Raw genomic sequence first — 15,573 nt, 5'->3', positions numbered from 1 at the left:
CCACCTCCAGCCTGCTCGCCTGGACCATGGCCTTCAACCACACCCTCACCCGGGCCGCCCTGCGCGCCGCCGAGACCGGCGGGTACGACGTCGTCCACGCCCACGACTGGCTCGTCGCGCACACCGCGATCACCCTCGCCGAGCACCTGGACCTGCCGCTGGTCACCACGATCCACGCCACCGAGGCCGGCCGGCACCAGGGCTGGCTGCCCGAGGAGATGAACCGGACCATCCACGCCGTGGAGCACTGGCTGAGCAACGCCTCCGGCCGGGTGATCGTCTGCTCCGGGTACATGCGCGACCAGGTCACCGGCCTGTTCGAGGTACCGACCGACCGGGTCGACGTGGTGCCCAACGGGGTCGACGACCGGGCCTGGTACGCCCGGCCCCGGGCGGTCGCCGCCGCCCGCAGCCGCTTCGCCGGGGACGGCCCGCTGGTCGGCTACGCCGGCCGGCTGGTCTACGAGAAGGGCGTCCAGCACCTGATCGCCGGCCTGCCCGAGCTGCGCCACCGGCACCCCGGGCTGCGCGTGGTGATCGCCGGGGACGGCCCGTACCGGGCGGAGTTGCAGGCCGAGGCGCACCGGCTGGACCTGGGCGGCACCGTCGACTTCGTCGGCTTCCTCGACGCCACCCGGCTACCGGCGGTGCTGGCCGCCACCGACGCGACCGTGGTGCCGAGCCTCTACGAACCGTTCGGCATGGTCGCCCTGGAGGCGGCGGCGGCCGGCGCCCCGCTGGCGGTGTCCGCCACCGGCGGACTCGCCGAGATCGTCGAGCCGGGCGTCACCGGGGTCACCTTCCCGCACAGCGACCCGGGCGCCCTGGCCGGTGCGGTGGGCCAGCTCCTCGCCGACGAGGTCTTCGCCCGCCGGGTGGCCCGCCGGGCCCGGACCATGGTCAGCGAGCGGTACGGCTGGACCACCATCGCCGCCCGGACCGCCGCGACCTACGCCACCGCCCGGCGGGAGGCCGGCGACCCCGTTGGACGGTCGACCGGCGCACCGGCCCGGATCGTGGTGCCGGAGGGGAACCTGCTCGCCGTCGCGGCCCGCTGACCGGCCCGGGCCCGTCGTCCGGGTCTGCCCGGCGCGGCACACCGACCTGATCGGACCGTCGCACGGGATGGGCCCACCGCGCTCCGCTGGCTATCGTGTACGGCGGGTGACGGATGGGGAGTGGCGCCGTGCAGCAGCTGCTGATCGTCGGGCGGTACCGCCTGCTCGACCTGGTCGGCAGCGGCGGGATGGGCCGGGTCTGGCTGGCCCGGGACGAGATGCTGCACCGCGACGTCGCCGTCAAGGAGGTCGTCCCACCGGAGTGGCTGACCGAGGCCGAACGCGAGGAGTTGCGCCAGCGCACCATGCGCGAGGCGCGCACCGCCGCCCGGCTCAACCACCCCAACGTGGTCCGCATCTACGACGTGGTGCACACCGGCGACAACCCGTGGATCGTCATGGAGTACATCGCCGGCCGGTCGATGCAGCAGATCCTCACCACCGACGGGCCGTTCGCCCCGTACCGGGCGGCCCGGATCGGGTTGGCCCTGCTCGACGCGCTGCGCGCCGCGCACGCCGCCGGGGTGCTGCACCGGGACGTCAAGCCGCACAACGTGCTGGTCGGCGAGCACGGGCGGGTGGTGCTCAGCGACTTCGGGCTGGCCACCTTCGACGGTGGCGACGGCGCGATGACCCGCCCCGGCATGGTGCTCGGCTCCCCGCAGTACGTCGCACCGGAACGCGCCCGGGACGGTACCGCCGACGCCCGGACCGACCTGTGGTCGCTGGGGGCCACCCTCTACGCGGCGGTCGAGGGGAAGTCGCCGTACGCCCGGCCGACCACGATGGCCACCCTCACCGCACTCGCCACCGAACAGCCCGCCACCCCCCGCCGGGCCGGTCCACTGCGCCCGGTGCTGACCGGGCTGCTCCGCCGGGACCCGGCGAAACGGTTGACCGCCGGTCAGGCCGAAAAGCTGCTCCGGGCGGTGGTCGCCGCCGAGCCCGCACCGCCGCAGCCGACCGCCACGGAGGCACCGGACCGGCCTCCCGCCCCGGGGCGGCCGGGCGGCCGGTTCCGGCGGGTCCGGCAGTGGCTGGTGGCCGGCGGGGCGGTCGCGCTGGTAGCGGCGGGCGTGGCGCTGGTCTCCCGGGGTGGCCCGCCGGGCACCGGGCCGGCGCCGGCCCCACCACCGGCCACCGCCCGGCCGGCGGCCTTCCCGTGCGCCCGACCGGCCGGGCCGTACCAGGCACAGCGGGTCGCCCCGGCCCCCACCCCGGCCGGGGAGCGGTACCTGTTACCGGCGGACTGGACCTGGTACACCGAGCCGACGTTCCGGATCGCCGCCCCGGTGGGCTGGCTGCGGTTCGCCGACGGGGCGGCGGCCTGCTTCCGGGACCCGAGCGGTTTCCGGGCGCTGAGCGTCGAGACCGTCACCCCACCGGCCGACCTGGTGACGTACTGGCGTGACCAGGAACGCCGGCTCACCGGCAGTGGCGCGCTGCCCGGTTACCGCCAGGTGGAACTGGCCCCGGTCGCCGGCTGGCACGACGGCGCGGCGGTCTGGGAGTGCGGCTGGGTCGGTCCGGGCGGCGTACGGATGCGCAGCTCGCGGCTGCTGGTCCGGACCTCACCGGTACACGCCTACGTGCTGGCCTGGCAGACCCCGGAGCTGGACTGGCCGGCGAACCACGACCGGTTGCTGACGATCCGGCAGAGTTTCCGGCCGACCTGACCGGTCGTGTCCTGAGTGGAACGGTGGAGGTTGTTGCCCGATGCCCGTTCCACTGGCACAGTGGCGTAGTTTCGTGCCCAAGATCCTGGGGAGGATGAGGCCACCATGATGGGACCGTCCCACGCGCTCTCCGGCGCCGCCGCCTGGCTGGCCGGTTCCTGGGCACTGGAGCAGTTCGCCGACTACCACCAGTCGCCGTTGGCGATCGCGGTGGGGACGGCGGTCTGCGCCGGTGGGGCCCTCTTCCCCGACCTCGACCTCTCCGGCAAGGTGACCCGCAACCAGGGCGGGGCCACCGTCGCCCGGACGTTCGGCGTCTTCTCGCTCTTCATCGCCGAGGTGATCGAGAAGCTGTCGCTCGGCGTCTACCACGCGACCAAGCTGAGCAAGGACCCGCACCGCAACAACGGCCACCGCACGCTGACCCACACCATCCCGTTCACCGTGCTGGTCGGCTGGGGTACCACCGCCCTCTGCGCCACGTACGGCAAGTGGGCCGTGATCGGCATCCTGTTCTTCATGATCGGCCTGGCGCTGCGCGGGCTCTTCGACGACTGGGCCAAGCGCGCCGGCTGGGTGATCGTCACCCTGGTCTCCCTCGCGGCGGCCTGGTTCACCTTCCTGAACCTTCCGGGCGACCGGGGGTACCCGCTGATCGGGCTCGCCGTCGGCGTCGGCTGCTTCGTGCACATCCTCGGTGACCTGATGACCCGGGCCGGGGTGCCCATCCTCTGGCCCATCCCGATCAGGCGCCGGATGTGGACCATGATCGGGATGCCGAACAGCATCGCGCTGAAGACCGGCAGCAAGGCCGAGGTGGTGTTCGTCCGGATCGGACTGACCGTGGTGGCGATCCTCTCCGCGATCGGGCTGGTGGCGCCCAACGTGCTGGAACGCTTCACCATCGAGAGCTGAGCACAGGGGTACTGTGGTCCGATCCGACCCCGTGGCGAGGAGCGAACGATGGCCGCCGACGAACACCGGCCCACCAGCGGCAGTACGCTGGCCGGACGCCTCAACCGGGTCTTCGACCGGATCCGCAAGCCGGACGGCAGCCGGTTCAGTCTCCGCGAGGTGGCCGACGCGGTCACCGCAGCCGGCGAGCCGATCTCCTTCGCCTACATCGGCCAGTTGCGCAACGGCGAGAAGGACAACCCGAGCCTGAAGCACCTGCGCGGGCTCGCCCGGTTCTTCGGCGTCCCGGTGGAGTACTTCACCAGCGACACCCTCGCCGACGAGGTCGACCGGGAGCTGGACCTGGCCGCCGCGCTGCGGCAGGTACGGGCCCGGACGATCGCCCTGCGGCAGTCCGTCGTACCGGAGGCGGAGCAGGCGATCGACGCCCTGACCGAACTGCTCGCCACCATCCGTGAGCTGGAACGCTCCCGCCCCGGCACGGATGACGGCACGTCCCGGACCTGAGGCGATGGTCCTGTCCCCCTGGCCCTTCGGCCGTCGACGGGAGACCCTGCGGCAGGTACGCCGACGCTGTGAGCAGATCGCCCGCAGCATCCGCATGCCCGAGCCGTTCGATCTCCAGCGCTTCGTCGGGCAGCTCAGCGCCGACCGGGGCCGACCGATCCACCTGCTCCCGTTCGACCTGCCGCCCGGCGCCCCGTGCGGGCTCTGCGTGACCACCGAGTACGCCGACTACCTGGTGGTCCGTTCCTCCACGAGCGGCGCGCAACGGGACCACATCGTGCTGCACGAGGCCGCCCACCTGATGCTCGGTCACCGGCCGCACCTGCTGGACGAGCAGATCGGGGTCGGGCAGGTCTTCCGGCACCTCGATCCCCGGGTGGTGCAGGGCATGCTCGGCCGCAGCGCCTACGGCACGGTCGAGGAGCAGGAGGCGGAGATCCTCGCCTCCCTGCTCGGTCAGCGGGCCGGCGCGCGCCGGCAGCCGGTTCCGCAGCCGCCCAGCGACCCGCTGGTCGCCCGTCTCGGCCGGTCCCTGGAACACCACAACCGTGTCTAGCCACACCACCGCCTTCCTCACCTGCGCCGCCACCGCCTGGACCGCCACCGGGTACAAGCTGGCGGCGCTGCGCCACGACCCGCACAACCAGGCGTTGTGGGCCCTCACCGCCTGCATCGCGCTGCCCGCGTTCGGCTTCACCCTGGCCGTACCCGAGGTCTACACGGCGGTCAACGAGCTGCTGGGCATTCCCAACATGGCGTCGCTGCTGGTGTACGGCTGCATCGTCGGGTACAGCGTGGTCGCCCTGATCATGCTGATGCTGTGGCACCTACCGGCCGCCGAGGCCCGCCGCCGGGGCCGGCGGCTGCTGCTGTTCTACGCCGTCGTGCTCGTCGTCATGGCGGCGCTGTTCCGGCGGACCGGCGCGACGGTCGAGCACCCCGACGACTTCGATCTCGTGTACGGGCCGAACCGGATGGGGGGCACCTTCCTGCTGGTGTACGTCAGCGCCTTCGGTTACGGGCTGGCCACGGCGGCCTGGCGCGGCCGGCAGTTCGCCACCCGGGTCGCGCACACCGCTCCCGACCGGCCCTGGTTGGCCCGGGGGTTGAAGCTGGTGGCGGTGGGCTCGGTCATCGCGCTGGGCTACTGCCTGGGCAAGGCCGCCTTCGTGTTCGGTGCCTGGCACGGCGCCCGGCTGGTCCTGCTCAACGAGGGGGCCACCCAGTGCGCCTGCGCCGGGGCGGTGGTGATCACCGCCGGGCTGACCCTGCCGTCCTGGGGGCCCCGGCTGACCGCCAGCACACACCGGGTGAACCAGATCTGGACCTACCTGCGGCTGTACCCGCTGTGGCACGCCATGTACCGGGCGGTGCCGGGCATCGCCCTGGACCCGCCGGAGTCCCGGCTGGCCGATCTGCTGCTGCTGCGGGACCTCGACTACCGGCTCTACCGTCGACTCGTGGAGATCCGCGACGGTCGCAGCGCGCTGGCGCCGTACATGGGCCCGGTGGTCGGGGGTGCCGAGCGGACCGCCCGGCGGTACCGGCTCCCGGTCACCGCCGTCGAGGAGGCGCTGCGCATCCGCAGTGCCCTGCACCTGCTCCGCTGCCCCCGGCACCGGGTCGACGCTCCGCCGCCGTCGGGCACCACCGGGCCGGACCTGACCGGCGCCGACGACCCGGCGTGGCTGGTGCAGGTCGCCCGGGCACTGGACCACCTCACCGTGCGGGCCGACTGAAATGCTGGTAGTCGGGGGTGTCCGGCCAGGTGCCGCCCCACTGCCAGCCGGCGGCGGTGAAGGCGCGGACCAGGGTACCGTCCGGCACCGCCATGCCCGGCCGGTCGGCGGTGCGGTCCAGGTGGCCGGCACCCTCGGGCGGGAGGACCGCTCCTTTGAGCAGGTACGGGTTCTCCACCGGGTTGACGTCGACGGCCCGACCGTACGCGTGCGCCGACCAGCGTTGCGTACCGCCGGCCACCGCCCGACGGCAGTTGAAGCCCGAGGTGTTGTCCGCCGCCATCGACCGGTCGTCGCTGCCGTCGAACGCGTCGACCGGCTGCATCTGCCGGATCGGGAAACGCTCGCGGTACAGCGCCGCGAAGATCCCGACCAGGTCGTCGGCGACCGTCTCGTGGGCGACGAGGGTACCGACGTGCGACCGGCCGTCGAAGCCCCAGTAGCCCAGCCGTAGTGCCCGCAACTCCCCGGGGCCGACCGGGCAGCCGGGTCGCCAGCTCCGGGAAACCTCGTCGGCGCCGACGGGGCGGATCTCGTGGACGAAGGGTGGCACCGACGGGGCGGGCCGGGGCCCGGCGCACGCCGGCAGCGCGACCAGCAGTACGGCCACCACGCTCAGGGTGAGCGCCCGGTGGGCGGCGGGTCGTGGGTGGGGCGTCCGCGTCGCCGAACGGCGCCTGCGCATCCGGCCACCCTCCCCCACGTCCTTTGCTCTGCTTCACTCCGGGCAACAGTAACGCGGAGTTATCGCAGCTCACCGGATGGGCGATGGAGCCTGCGGGCAAAACACCTGGCCAATGCCGGTGTTTCCGATAGTGAAGCAGAGCAAAGGAGCCGGAGGAGGCATGGCCACCGACCCAGCGGAGTTACGCAGAGTGCAGGCCGTCATTCCTGCGACGACGCCCGACCCGGGCACGACCGTGGACGGGTCAGACGCCGACCCGCTGCGGTGGCACGCTGAGCCCCCAGAGGGTCATCAGCTCCGGGGTGTCCACCCGACTGCCGTCCGCGACCGTGTCACAGGCGATGTCGACGATCTGGTCCTTGTGGGCCAGGAGGTAGGGCCGGGCACCGACGTCGGCCTTGGCCAGCGTGGTGATGCCCGGCCAGTGCCGGCGCCCGAACAGCATCGGGTACCCCCGCAGCCCGCCGTAGGTGGCGCAGACCAGGACGTCCGGGTACGGCAGGGCACTGACCCGACGCACGGCGGCGACGGTCAGGCCGGGCATGTCGACCGGTACGACCAGCACCGCCTCGATGCGGTCGTCGGTCAGGGCCGCCAACCCCACGCCCAGGGAGGAGCCGATGCCGGTCCCCCAGGACGGGTTGACCACCACGGTGGCCCGGGACAGTTCGGCGGTACGCAGCACCTGGTCGGCGGCGGCACCCAGGACCACCACGATCTGGCCGCAGCCCCCCTCGACCAGGGTGTCCAGCATCTGGTCGACCAGGGGCTTCTCCCCCTGGTGCAGCAGCGCCTCCGGGCCGCCGATCCGACGCCCGCCGCCGGCAGCGATGATCATTCCTGCGATCCGGTTCAGCTGTGCCACCCCCACCCTGGCGACGGGCGGTTCCGTCCCGTCGTACGCACAACGGGGGTAACGAGCCGTCAGATAGCCGGGTTTCGGGTCAAAACGGAAATGTCATGTCATCACGTGGCGTCGGCGTAGCACTCGACGACACTGACGTCGAGCGGGAAGCGCACCGGAGTGGCCCCGAACAGCAACCGGGTGGCCTGTTCCCCCGCCTGGGACACCAGCACCGCCACCCGGTCCGCCTGCTCCGCCGGGCAGTGCACCACCACCTCGTCGTGCTGGAAGAAGACCAGCTCGGCACCGCCCGGGCCGGCCCCCGGAAGGACTGCGGTCGACCCGCGCGGCCCCGGGGGCGAGCCCGCCAGGAACGCGGTGCGCAGCGTCGCCAGCAGGGTGGCCGCCCACTCGGCGGCGGTCGCCTGGATAACGAAGTTGCGGGTGAACCGGCCCCGGGACCGGGCCGCCGCCCGCGACCGGGGACCCCACGGGTCGGCCCCGGGTTCGGCGGAGACCATTGGCTCGTCCGGATCGGTCCCCTGCACCGCGACGCCCGCCGGCGGGCAGGTCCGCCCCAACCAGGACCGGACCAGCCCGTTCGCCTCACCGGTACGGGCCGCCGCCTCGACGTACTCGAAGGCGGTCGGGTAGTTGCGCCGCAGTACCGCCAGGGCCGGCGCCGCCGACCCGCCGGTCTGCCCGTACATGGCGCCGAGCAGGGCCACCTTGGCCCGCGCCCGGTCGCCACCGAAGGCGTCCCGGGCCAACGCGGCGTAGAGGTCCCCGGCGCCCCCGGCGGCGGCCAGCCGCTGGTCACCGGACATCGCGGCGAGCACCCTCGGCTCCAACTGCCCGGCGTCGGCCACCACGAACCGCCAGCCCGGATCGGCCACCACCGCCCGCCGGACCACCTTCGGGATCTGCAGGGCACCACCACCCCGGGTCGCCCACCGGCCCGACACCACCCCACCCGGCACGTACTCCGGGCGGAACCGCCCGTCGGAGACCCAGGCGTCCCGCCAGCTCCAGCCGTGCGCCGTCCAGATCCGGTAGAGCTCCTTGTACTCCAGGACCAGCGGCACCGCCGGGTGGTCCACCCCACGCAGCACCCAGGCCCGGGTGTTGGGCAGCTCCACCCCGGCCTTCGCGAACGCCCGGAGCAGCTCGGCCGGGGAGTCGGCATGCAACTGCCGTAGCCCGAAGGTCTCCGCTATCCGGGCGCCCAACTCCGCCAGCCGCCGGGGTGGCCCGCCCACCGGGGACGGCTCCCCGAGCAGGTCGAGCAGGAGCGCGTCGTGCACGTCGGCGCGCAACGGCAGGCCGGTCGCGCCCATCTCCACCGCCACCAGGGCGCCGGCCGACTCGGCGGCCACCAGCAGCCGGAACCGGCCGGGATGCTCGGTCGCCGCGATCCGGGCGAGCTGGTCGGCGTACACCTTGACCAGGGCCTCCAGGCCCGGACCGGGAGCGGCCGGCGGCGCGTCGAAGAGCGCACCCTGGCCGTGGCCGGGCGGTGCCGCCGGGCGGGACGGCGGGTCGGGCGGCACCGGCGCCCCGGTCAGCCGGGCCCAGGCCGCCGCGAGCGCCCTCGGCTCACCCCACCGGCCGGCGTGCCCCAGCAACAGCCCCTCGGTCAGCTCGACGTCGTGGCAACGCTCCACCCGGACCCCGGCGGCCCGCAGCGCCGGGTAGATCATCGGGGTGGCCGCCCACACCCAGCGCGGCCGGTCCGTCCGCTCCCGGGCGGCGACGGCGGCGACCAGGTCGGTCACCGGCTCGGCCGGCCCGGCGGGCGTACCGTCCGGGTGCAGCGGTTGCAGCACGGCTCCCCCGCCGTGCGCCTCCCCCGACACCGCCACCAGCACACCGACGATTGTGCCCCGCACCCCCGACAAGCGGCGGGGATGCGGGGCAGTCGATCGGCACCGGCAGGTCGGTGCCGGTGGGTCGGTACCGGTGCAGTCAGGACCGGTGGGTCACTTGACCGCGCCGGAGGTCAGCCCGGACTGGATCTGCCGCTGGAAGACCGCGTACACGATGATCATCGGCAGGATCGCGATGGTCAGGGCGGCGAAGAGACCCGACCAGTCCGCCTCGTAGCCGGCGTTCACCGAGATGTCGGCGATGCCCTGGGTGAGCACCCACTTCTCCTTGGCGTTGGAGAGCAGCACCAGCGGCAGCTGGTACTGCGCCCACTGGCCGATGATGTTGAAGATCGCCACGCTGATCAGGCCCGGCTTGGCCATCGGCAGCATCACCCGGAAGAACAGCCGGGTGTGCGAGCAGCCGTCGATCATCCCCGCCTCGGCCACCGACGAGGGCAGCGTCTTGAAGAACGCGGCCAGGAAGAAGATCGTGAACGGCAGCGAGTACGCGATGTAGACCAGCACCACCCCGGTGTGGGTGTCCAGCAGGCCCAGGTTCTTCACCACGAAGAACAGCGGCACCAGGGCCAGGAAGACCGGGAAGGCCAGCCCGGAGACGAACAGGTAGTAGATGAACCGGTTGCCCCAGAACTTGTAGCGGGCCAGCACGTACGCCGCCATCGAACCGAGCAACATGGTGCCGAAGGTGCCGAACCCGACCACGATGACGCTGTTCAGGAAGTACCGGCCGACGTTCGCCTTGGTCCAGGCCCGGCCGAAGTTCTCCCAGCGCAGCTCGGCCGGGAGGGTCCACGGGCTGCTGAAGATCTCGGTGGTGTTCTTGAACGCGGCCAGGAACGTCCAGAGGATCGGCACGATGACGATGACCGCCCAGACGGCCAGCGCCACGTGCCCGAGGCGGGAGAACAGGCGTACCTCGGCCCGCCGGTTGCTCCGGCTCCGGCGGTGCCCGGCCGGACCTGCGGCCCGGCCCGGGGCACCCACGGGGGCGGATGACTTCACGATGGTCTGCGGGTTCATCTCAGTACTCCACGCTCTCCCGCTTGGTCAGCCGCAGCGTCAACGCCGCGAACGTGATGGTGAGGAAGAACAGCGCCACCCCCATCGCCGAGGCGTAGCCGTACTTCGAGTAGACGAAGGCGTTGCGGTAGATCTCCATCGCCAGCACCGTCGTCGCGCCGTCCGGACCGCCACCGTCGACCGAGAGCACCGCGACGATGGCGAACGCGTCGAACGCGGCGATCCCTAGGTAGACCCAGGCCACCTGGAGGGTGTCCCAGAGCAGCGGCAGGGTGACCCGGAAGAACAGGGTGACCCGGGTGGCGCCGTCCATCTCGGCGGCCTCGTAGATCTCCCCGGGGATGGACGCCATCCCGGCGGAGAAGAGCACCACGTAGAAGCCGACCGCCTGCCAGACCAGCACCCCGATGATCGACCAGAGCGCGAGGTTCGGGTTGATCAGGAAGAGGATCGGGTCCAGCCCGATCTTCATCAGCACACCGTTGATCAGACCGGACTCGTTGGGCCGGTAGACCATCTGGAACAGCACCGCGATGATCGCCACCGCCAGGACCTGGGGGAAGAAGAACACCACCCGGTAGAACTTCGCCCCCCAGACCCCCTGGCGTTGCCCGCCGATGCTCTTGCCGCCCACGTTGAGCAGGAAGGCGAAGAAGAGCGCGATGACAATCGTGATCAGCGGCAGGGCAAGCAGCAGTACGCCGTGGTGCTGGACCGCTTTCCAGAAGTCAGCGTCGTCGAGCAACCTGCGGAAGTTGTCGAGCCCGACCCAGTTCGGGGCGGAGAGCCCCCTCCAGTCGGTCATCGAGATCTGGAACGCCTGGGCGTACGGCGCGATCACGAAGACCAGATACAGCGTCACCGGGGCGGCCAGGAAGCCGACCACGAAGGGATACTTGCCGTGCCGCATGACCTCTACGCTCCGCTCAGCGCTTGAACTTGGTGACGGAGGAGTCCTTCTTGATGGCGTCGGCACGCTTCTGGATGCGCTCGACGAAGGCGTCCGCCTTGATCCGGCCGAACATCAGCTCGTTGGTCGCGGTGCGGACCTCCTTGTCCAGCTCCTTGTACCAGCCGTCGAAGTAGATGTTGACGACGTCCTTGCCGGCCGCCGCGAGCGCGGCCTGCGAGCTGGCCACACCGGGCGGGAAGGCGTACCCCTGGGAGCCGGCGGTGACCACGGTCGGCGCCTTCACCGTCTCGGTGAAGCCCTTCGCCCCGGCGACGGAGAGCATCTGGCGCATGTACTCCAGCCCGCCCTTGGGGTTCTTGCTCTTGGCCGAGACGAAGTAGCCCTCACCGGCGGTGGCGCGCACCGCCGCCGGCGACAGCTTGTCCGAGGCGGACAGGCTCGGGATCGGCATGAGCTGGTACTCGAAACCTTCGGGGGTGTCCTTCTTCTGCTCGCCCTCCAGCCAGTCGCCGCTGGGGTAGAAGGCCAGCTTGTACTGGTTCTGCCGGAGCTGCACGTCGGTGTGCTTCAGACCCTCGAAGCTCTTGTCGGTGTACTTGGCGCCGATCTCGGCCCACGCCTGCGCGGCCTGCTTGACGGCGTCGACCTGCCAGGCACCGTCCTCCAGGTTGTCGATGTTCTTCAGTACGTCCTCACCACCGATCTTGGCCGCGTGGGTGAGGATGACGTTCCACTGGTAGTAGGCCGCGTTCGCCCCGGCGTAGCCGTACGGGGTGATGCCCTTGGCCTTGATCGCGTCGCAGAGCTTGACGAACTCGTCCCAGTTCTTCGCCGGAGCCCAGCCGTTGTCCTTGAACAGCTTGCCCGAGTACCAGATGCCGAACACGGTGGAGACGTAGTACAGCACGTACGGCTTGCCGTTGAACGAGCCGACGTCGACGGTGCCGGGGACGACCGTGTCCCGGACCTTCTTCGCCGGGTCGTCGACCGACGGCGCGTCCCACAGCTCGGTCAGGTCGTAGAGCTGACCGTCGGCGACCAGCGCGCCGAAGTCGAGCATCTTCTCACCGGAGTTGTTGACGAACTCCGGCGGCTGGCCGGAGGCGAAGCGGGGCTGGAGGATGGTCGAGATGGCCTGGCTCGACTGGTGCTTGATCTCCGCCTTCGGGAACGCCTTCTTGTACAGCGGCTGGTGCACGTCGGTGGCGTACTTCTCGCCGTAGCCGCCGTTGAAGATGACCACCTCGATCGGCGCGTCCTCCGGCACGCCGAGCGGGTTGGTGGCGCTCTTGGTGCCGGTGGCGGGCTTGTCGTCGGTCTTCTCGTCGCCGCCGCTGGTGGCGCAGGCGCTGAGCAGACCGGCTGCCGGGGTGGCGAGCAGGCCGGCGGCGGCGGCGCGACGCAGCACGGTACGACGGCTGAGCTCCGTCGGGTTCTCCGGGGTAACGGACATCGTCGTCTCTCCTTGCGGGTGGGATGCGAATCAGGCCGTACGCCGGAGACGCCCGGCGTACCGCGACTCAAGGGCGTTGTTGTGCGCGTCCCCACCGGGGACGTTCGCCGAGAGGTAGATCGGGGGTGCCTCTCCGGCGAGGTGGAACCGTCGTACGACCTCCGCGGTGAGCAGCTGCGCCAGCAGCGCAGCGGTGACCGTGGAGACCGCACAGACCGCGCCGCCACCGGGCAGTGGCAGCAGTGCGTCGCCGTACGGCGCGCCGTTGTCCAGCACGACGTCGGCCAGGTCGGCAAGCCGTCGTCCCGACGGGTGCCGGGGCGTCACCCGGGCGGTGTGTGCCACCGAGGTGACCGCGATGAGCCGGTGGCCGCGCCCGGTGACCAGCTCCGCCAGCTCGACCACCGATCCGTTGATACCGGACTGGGAGGCGACCAGGAAGATGTCCTGCGGGGCCGGGGCGGCGATCTCGTAGAGCTGGTGGGCGACGGCGGGGTCGCGTTCCAGCTTCGGGTCGGCGAGCACGTCCCGGGGCGCGTCGCCGTGCAGTACCAGGTCGTGCAGGGTGATCCGGTTGGTGGGGACCAGTCCGCCGGCCCGGGCGACCAGCTCGGCGGCGAAGACCTCCGAGTGCCCGGCGCCGAAGGTCTGCACCACCCCGCCGGAGCGCAGGCTGGCGGTGATCAGGTCGGCGGCCCGGTCGATGCCGTCGGCCTCCGAGTCGAGCAACCGGTCCAGGACCGGCCGGACCGCCTCGGCGTACCCTGCTGCGCTGATCATGTGGTGGCCCCCTTCGCGGCCTTGTGGCCGTCGACGGCCTGGGCGGTACGTCGGAAGGCCGCGTGGGCCCGGTCGTGGGTGCGCTGCGCCACCGCGATGTAGAGCAGGTCGAGCACGACCAGTTGCGGGTGCCGGGCGGAGAGCGCGTCCGGCCGGAACGTGGTGGCCTGGCTGGCGGTGAGCAGCACGATGTCGGCCAGCTCGGCCAGCGGCGAGCGGGGGAAGCCGGTCAACGCGACGGTGGTGGCGCCCCGGCTGCCCGCCTCGGCGAGCATCTCGATGGTTTCCCGGGTCTGCCCGGTGTGCGAGATGCCCAGTGCGACATCCCCGGCGCGGAGCAGGGCGGCGCTGGCGAGTCCCTCGTGGACGTCGTTCCACGCCCACGCGGCCACGCCGATGCGGTGCAGGCTGAACTGCATCTCCTCGCCCACCAGGGCGCTGCCGCTGGCGCCGAAGATGTTGACCCGGGCGGCCCCGGCGATGGCCACCGCGGCCCGTTCCACCTCGTCGAGGTCGAGCAGGGTGGCGGTGTCGTGCATGGCCCGGGTGTCGGCGGCCATGATCTGGCCGAGGACCCGCTCCAGCGGGTCGCCGGGCTGGATCTCGCGTCCGATGTCGACGGTCCAGCCGGCGGAGCGGGCCCGGCCGGTCTCGGCCGCGATGCCGAGGCGCAGGTCGGCGTAGCCGTCGAAGCCCATCGCCCGGCAGAACCGGGTGACGGTGGCCGGTGAGGTGCCGCTCCGCTCGGCCAGCTCGACGATGGTCGCCCGGGCGGCCGCGTCCGGGTCGTTGAGCACCTGCTCGGCGACCCGGCGCAGGGCGCCGGTGAAGCCGGGCAGGCCGGCGCGGACCCGGGCCAGCACGCTGTCGGCGGGCGACAGCCCGTGGGCGGCCCGTCGGTCGACCGCCTCGGCGTCGACCACCGCGGTCCCCGCGGGGGTGTCGACCTCGTGATCAACCATGGGGGTCGCCTTTCCGAAAAGAAGGTTAACTGTTAGTGGTAAAAGTTCTTACTAAAGGCCCCCTCGTGTCAAGACCGTGGGCGAAGTTTTCAAACTGTTACCTGGCTCGCACCCGGCGTGGCAGTGTCGGCCCTTGCCTGACTCAACGCGGCCGACCAGCATGAGGCGCGTGTCGGACTCCCTCGTGGTGGGCCTGGACGTGGGCGGTACGTCCACCCGGGCCGCCGTCTTCGCGTTGACCGGTGAGCGCCTCGGTACCGGCCGGGCCGGCGGGGGCAACCCCACCAGCCACGGCGCCGAACGGGCCGCCGGTGAACTGCGCAGCGCGCTACGGGCCGCCCTCGCCACCGTCGACCCGGCCCGGGTCCGGGCCGGCACCATCGGGCTGGCCGGGGCCGGCCGACTGCTCGCCGACCCGGCCGGCCGGGCGGCGTTCGACACCGCCTGGCACGACGTCGGACTGCGCTGCCCCTACCAGGTGTACGGCGACGCGCTCGTGGCGTACGCCTCGGGTACCGCCGCACCGGACGGCACGGTGCTCATCGCCGGCACCGGCGCCATCGCCGCCCAGGTGTGCGGGTGGGAGCTGGGCCGCACCGCAGACGGCCACGGTTGGCTGCTCGGCGACACCGGCTCCGGGTTCTGGCTGGGCCGGGAGGCGGTCCGCCGCACCCTGACCGAGCTGGACCGGGGGCGGCAGGTCGGCACCCTGGCGGCCCGGGTACTCACCGAACTGCTCGGCTCACCCGAGGTCGCGGAGCGCCCCCGGCAGACCGCCGAGGCGGTGGTGCAGACCGTCACCCGACGCGCGCCGATCGAGCTGGCCGGGCTCGCGCCGCTGGTCGTCACGGCCGCCCGGGAGGGTGAGCCGACGGCCGGTGCGCTCATCGCCGAGGCGGCCCGGGAACTCGCCGCCAGTACCGCCCGGATCCGCCCGTCCGACGCCACCGACCCGGTCGTGCTGGGCGGTGGGCTGCTCACCGGCGACACCCCGCTCGCCACGGCGGTCCGGGTGGAACTGGCCGCCCGCTGGCCCGGGGCACCGTTGCACACCGCCGGTGACGGGGCGGCGGCCGGCGCCTGGCTGGCCGCACGGACCCTGCCCGAGCTGGCGGATCCGGTACGCCTGCAC

General features: G+C 72.4%; 15 protein-coding genes. 7 read left to right on the top strand and 8 right to left on the bottom strand.

Annotated features, from left to right (window positions below):
* The 6 genes from GSF22_RS18800 to GSF22_RS18775 all read left to right on the top strand — a co-directional run.
* On the top strand, positions 1 to 1,058 hold a 1,058-nt coding region (locus tag GSF22_RS18800; protein WP_208814933.1), incomplete at its 5' end, for a glycosyltransferase family 4 protein.
* Positions 1,059 to 1,186: 128 nt separating this feature from the next.
* Positions 1,187 to 2,734: a serine/threonine-protein kinase gene (locus GSF22_RS18795; RefSeq protein WP_307804106.1), complete on the top strand. Its 1,548-nt coding sequence runs from the start codon at positions 1,187 to 1,189 to the stop codon at positions 2,732 to 2,734.
* A gap of 105 nt (positions 2,735 to 2,839) precedes the next feature.
* Positions 2,840 to 3,649, top strand: coding sequence for a metal-dependent hydrolase (locus GSF22_RS18790; protein ID WP_208814931.1), 810 nt, complete (start codon positions 2,840 to 2,842; stop codon positions 3,647 to 3,649).
* Positions 3,650 to 3,697: 48 nt separating this feature from the next.
* A complete protein-coding gene (locus tag GSF22_RS18785; RefSeq protein ID WP_208814930.1) occupies positions 3,698 to 4,156 on the top strand; it encodes a helix-turn-helix domain-containing protein in 459 nt (152 codons plus the stop codon).
* A gap of 4 nt (positions 4,157 to 4,160) precedes the next feature.
* Positions 4,161 to 4,712, top strand: a complete 552-nt coding sequence (locus GSF22_RS18780) for a hypothetical protein (protein ID WP_208814929.1) — start codon at positions 4,161 to 4,163, stop codon at positions 4,710 to 4,712.
* Positions 4,705 to 5,895, top strand: coding sequence for an MAB_1171c family putative transporter (locus GSF22_RS18775; RefSeq protein ID WP_208814928.1), 1,191 nt, complete (start codon positions 4,705 to 4,707; stop codon positions 5,893 to 5,895). The genes GSF22_RS18780 and GSF22_RS18775 overlap by 8 nt, the downstream gene beginning before the upstream one ends.
* On the opposite strand, the gene GSF22_RS18770 is transcribed toward GSF22_RS18775, so the two are convergent.
* The 8 genes from GSF22_RS18770 to GSF22_RS18735 all read right to left on the bottom strand — a co-directional run bounded on the left by GSF22_RS18770 (position 5,876) and on the right by GSF22_RS18735 (position 14,441).
* On the bottom strand, positions 5,876 to 6,580 hold the full coding sequence (locus tag GSF22_RS18770; RefSeq protein ID WP_208814927.1) for a M15 family metallopeptidase: 705 nt from the start codon (positions 6,578 to 6,580) through the stop codon (positions 5,876 to 5,878). The genes GSF22_RS18775 and GSF22_RS18770 overlap by 20 nt on opposite strands.
* Before the next feature lie 244 nt (positions 6,581 to 6,824).
* Positions 6,825 to 7,418, bottom strand: a complete 594-nt coding sequence (locus tag GSF22_RS18765; protein ID WP_208814934.1) for a nucleotidyltransferase family protein — start codon at positions 7,416 to 7,418, stop codon at positions 6,825 to 6,827.
* A gap of 128 nt (positions 7,419 to 7,546) precedes the next feature.
* Positions 7,547 to 9,292, bottom strand: coding sequence for a bifunctional 3'-5' exonuclease/DNA polymerase (locus GSF22_RS18760; protein WP_208814926.1), 1,746 nt, complete (start codon positions 9,290 to 9,292; stop codon positions 7,547 to 7,549).
* 111 nt (positions 9,293 to 9,403) lie between these two features.
* Complete coding sequence (locus tag GSF22_RS18755; protein ID WP_208814925.1) at positions 9,404 to 10,333, bottom strand: carbohydrate ABC transporter permease; 930 nt, start codon at positions 10,331 to 10,333, stop codon at positions 9,404 to 9,406.
* Between the two features lies 1 nt (position 10,334).
* Positions 10,335 to 11,243: a carbohydrate ABC transporter permease gene (locus GSF22_RS18750; protein WP_208814924.1), complete on the bottom strand. Its 909-nt coding sequence runs from the start codon at positions 11,241 to 11,243 to the stop codon at positions 10,335 to 10,337.
* A gap of 16 nt (positions 11,244 to 11,259) precedes the next feature.
* Positions 11,260 to 12,699, bottom strand: a complete 1,440-nt coding sequence (ngcE, locus tag GSF22_RS18745; RefSeq protein WP_208814923.1) for an N-acetylglucosamine/diacetylchitobiose ABC transporter substrate-binding protein — start codon at positions 12,697 to 12,699, stop codon at positions 11,260 to 11,262.
* A 30-nt stretch (positions 12,700 to 12,729) separates the two neighbouring features.
* The gene (locus GSF22_RS18740) at positions 12,730 to 13,479 is read right to left on the bottom strand and encodes a sugar isomerase domain-containing protein (protein ID WP_208814922.1); all 750 of its coding nucleotides are present in this window, start codon (positions 13,477 to 13,479) and stop codon (positions 12,730 to 12,732) included.
* Positions 13,476 to 14,441 (bottom strand): MurR/RpiR family transcriptional regulator, encoded by a 966-nt coding sequence (locus GSF22_RS18735; protein WP_208814921.1) that lies wholly within the window; start codon positions 14,439 to 14,441, stop codon positions 13,476 to 13,478. Before GSF22_RS18735 ends, GSF22_RS18740 begins: the two co-directional genes overlap by 4 nt.
* A 169-nt stretch (positions 14,442 to 14,610) precedes the next feature.
* Between GSF22_RS18735 and GSF22_RS18730 the strand changes: the two genes are divergently transcribed.
* On the top strand, positions 14,611 to 15,573 hold a 963-nt coding region (locus GSF22_RS18730), incomplete at its 3' end, for an N-acetylglucosamine kinase (protein WP_208814920.1).

It is taken from the genome of Micromonospora echinofusca, assembly GCF_017614955.1.
In the GTDB taxonomy this organism is placed as follows: domain Bacteria; phylum Actinomycetota; class Actinomycetes; order Mycobacteriales; family Micromonosporaceae; genus Micromonospora; species Micromonospora echinofusca_A.
This window is presented reverse-complemented; position numbering and strand designations above follow the sequence as displayed.